We start from the raw sequence: 1,232 nt of genomic DNA on the forward strand, positions 1-1,232 counted from the left end.
TCGGCGCCGAGGCGGTCACGCACACGGTAGCTGAAGGTGTCGGTGCCTGCGGAGCTGCCGCCGGCGGTGTAGAAGATGTAGCCGTTGCCGGTTTCGGCCGTGCCGAGCGTGGGTGCCTTGTCGATGCCCACCAGCTCCACCGAGTCGCCCTCGGGGTCAATGCCGTTCAGCGGCACGGCGATCTTCACCTGGTCCCCCGCGATGACACGGCCGGTCAGGTTTTTCGGTGCCGGTGGCAGGTTGTGTTCGGGGTCGGCAGCAATGATGGTGATGTCCACCTTGGCTGAGGCGAACTGTCCTGAACTGTTGGCGACCTTGTAGACGCCGGTGACCTTCTTCGGGCTCTGGCCAGCGATGAAGCGTAGCTGGTTTTGGTCGGCAAAGAGCTTGCCCGCCTCCGGGTCCCCCGTCTCCACCACAACAGGTGCCTTGAGCACCTCACCGTTGGGGTCGACGTCGTTCGCCAGGACGGGGATCGAGACAACATCACCCACCCGCACCACGGCCGTGTCTGGTTCCACGCGCGGTGGCAGCAGCTTGTCCGGGGCGGGAATCCGGATGATGGAAACCTCGCCAACAGCGCTGCCTTCCCCGTTGGAGATGGTGTATTTGATGCTCATGTTGCCGGTGAGCCCGCGCACGTCGGTCAGTTTCAGGACATTGCGTTCAATGATGACGGCGGAGACCGGCGAGCCCGGGGGAACGTCAACCGACTGGATGACGAGCACACCGCCGGCCGGGTCCATGTCGTTGCCCAGCACATCCACTAGGACGGTTCCGCCGGAGGGCAGCATGGCCAGGTCCTTCACGGCCACGGGCAGTCCCTTCGTGTCCGCGGCCACCACGTCAACGCGGATCAGGCCCGTGGCGCTCATGGGCCCGTTGGTCACCTGGTATTCCAGGTAGACGGCGCCGGGGCTGCTGGCTATGAACGTGACGGTGCCGTTGTCGGCGATCTTTGACACGGTGGCGTTCGGCGGCTTGGAGACGCTGGCCAGGCGCAGTTTACCGCCGGAGGGGTCCTGGTCATTCTTCAGCGGTGACAGCGCTATGGGCTGCCCCACCACGGCCCGGAAGAAGTCCGCATTGGCCACGGGAGGCACGGTGCCCCTGGCCTTGACGTTGACCTTTATTTTGCGTTCTGTGCTGTCCACGCCGTCGGAGACCGTGATGGTCATGGACTTCATGCCGTCCTTTTCACCGTCGTCGGTGTACTTCAGCTCACCGTCGGG

1 protein-coding gene is annotated in these 1,232 nt (G+C 64.5%); it reads right to left on the bottom strand.

Annotated elements, in window-relative coordinates; genetic code table 11:
* On the bottom strand, nt 1-1,232 hold a 1,232-nt coding region (locus tag Q4P21_RS09795), incomplete at both ends, for an Ig-like domain-containing protein (RefSeq protein WP_303388589.1).

Origin of the sequence: Arthrobacter sp., assembly GCF_030540645.1 — a bacterium.
Taxonomy (GTDB): domain Bacteria; phylum Actinomycetota; class Actinomycetes; order Actinomycetales; family Micrococcaceae; genus Specibacter.